The following is a 2,244-nucleotide window of genomic DNA, read 5'->3' on the forward strand; positions in this document are numbered from 1 at the left end:
GTGGGATCGCCGGCCCCGGCCTGCTGTGCTCGGCCGACTACTGGGTGCGCCACGTCCGCGCCACCGTGCGGTTCGCCGATGGTGTGCGGGCGCTGGCCGACGTCGGCGCCGACGCGTTCCTGGAACTGGGCCCCGACGGCGTCCTGACCGGGATGGCCGCGCGGGTGCTCGACGGCACCGCCGACACCGTGTCCGCCGCCGCCCTGCGCAAGGACCGCGCCGAGGAACGCGCCCTGCTCACCGCGCTGTCCCGGCTCCACGTCGCCGGCGTCCACGTCGACTGGGCCCGCTGCTTCGACGGGACCGGTGCGCGCCGCACCGACCTGCCCACCTACCCCTGGCAGCACGAGCGGTACTGGCCCGTCCTGATGGCCGCCGCCGGCGACGTGTCGGCCGCCGGACTCGTCTCCGCCGAACACCCCCTGCTGGGCGCCGCGGTGTCCCTGGCCGGCCTCGACGGGGTCCTGTTCACCGGACGGCTCTCCGCGCAGACCCACCCCTGGCTGATGGACCACACGGTGGGCGGCGTGGTCGCCTTCCCCGCCACCGGCTTCCTGGAACTCGCCGTCCGCGCCGGCGACCAGGTGGGCTGCGACCGCATCGACGAACTCACCCTCGCCAAGCCCCTCATCCTCACCGAGAACGCCGCCGCCGTCGTCCAGGTGTGGGTCGGCGCCCCGGACGAGACCGGCGCCCGCAAGGTCACCGTCTACTCGCAGACCATGGACGACCCGGAGCAGCGCTGGACCGAGCACGCCAACGGCGTCCTCACCACCGGCGAACGCACCACCGCCTTCGACGCGAGCGTCTGGCCCCCGCGCGGCGCCGTCGCCGCCGACCTCGAGGGCTTCTACGAACGCACCGAGTACGGCCCCGTCTTCCAGGGACTGCGCGCCGTCTGGCGGCGCGGCGACGAGGCGTTCGTCGAGGTCGCCCTGCCGAGCCAGGTCGACGACGCCGAGTACTACGGCATGCACCCGGCGCTGCTCGACGCCGCCGTGCAGTCCGTCGGCTTCGTCGGCCTCGGCGACGGCAAGAAGCTGCTGCCGTTCTCCTGGTCCGGGGTGTCCCTGCACGCGGGCGGCGCCTCCGTGGTCCGCGTCCGGATCGCCCGTGTCGGCGAGGACTCCGTCTCCATCGCCGCGGTCGACGTCGAGGGCGCGCCCGTGCTCTCCGCCGAGTCGCTGATCCTGCGCGTCCCCTCCGCCATCCAGGCCCCCGCGCTGCGCAGCAGCGAACAGGACGGCCTGCTCCGCCTCCAGTGGACCCCCGCCCCCGACACCGGCGCCGACACGGACGTCCACTGCGCCGTCCTCGGCGCCGCCACGGGACTGCCGGGCGCCCCCCTCACCACCCTCGCCGACAGCCTTGCCGCCTCCCCGCGGCCCGAACTGGTCCTGGCGCCGCTGGACGGCGGCGGCGAACTGCCCGCCGCCGCCCACACCCTCACCGCCCGCGCCCTCGATCTGGTGCGCGAGTGGCTGGAGCTGAACCCGTCCGGACCGTCCCGACTGGTGTTCGTCACGCGCGGCGCCGTCGCCGCCGACACCGGCGAGCGGGTGCGCGACCTCGCCGCTGCCGCCGCCTGGGGCCTGGTCCGCAGCGCCGAGGCCGAGAACCCGGGCCGCTTCGCCCTGCTCGACCTCGACGCGGACACCACGGGCGCCGCCCGCACGCTGCTGGGACGGCTGCCCGACCTGCTGGCCGGGGGCGACACCCAGTTCGTCGTCCGCGGCGACACCGTGCGCATCGCCCGGCTGGCCCGGCTGACCAGCGGCGCGAGCCTGCTCCCGGTCGCCGGACTGCCCTGGCGGCTCGACAGCGACGACCGCGGCACCCTCGACGCCCTCACCCTCGCCCCCTCCCCGGAGGCGCTCCAGGCGCCGGAGGGCCGTCAGGTGCGCCTCGAGGTGCGGGCGGCCGGGCTGAACTTCCGCGACGTGATGAACGCGCTCGGCATGTACCCGGGTGAGGCCGGACTCCTCGGCTCGGAGGCGGTCGGTGTCGTCACCGCCACCGGCCCCGAGGTCACCGGACTGCGGGCCGGTGACCGGGTCATGGGCATGGTGCCCGGCGGTCTGGCCGACACCGTGCTCATCGACGAGCGCTACCTCGTCCACGTCCCCGACGGGTGGACGGACGAGCAGGCGGCGTCGGTGCCGCTGGTGTTCCTGACGGCCCTGTACGCCTTCCGTGATCTGGCGGGTCTGCGGGCGGGGGAGTCGGTGCTGGTGCACGCCGGTG

1 protein-coding gene is annotated in these 2,244 nt (G+C 75.6%); it reads left to right on the forward strand.

All coding sequences use genetic code 11. The annotated features are described in order from the left end of the window. Positions 1 to 2,244 (forward strand): polyketide synthase dehydratase domain-containing protein (locus ADK41_RS02410; protein WP_030837416.1); only part of this gene is annotated, 2,244 nt, incomplete at both ends.

Origin of the sequence: Streptomyces caelestis (genome assembly GCF_001279005.1) — a bacterium.
Taxonomy (GTDB): Bacteria; Actinomycetota; Actinomycetes; order Streptomycetales; family Streptomycetaceae; genus Streptomyces; species Streptomyces heliomycini.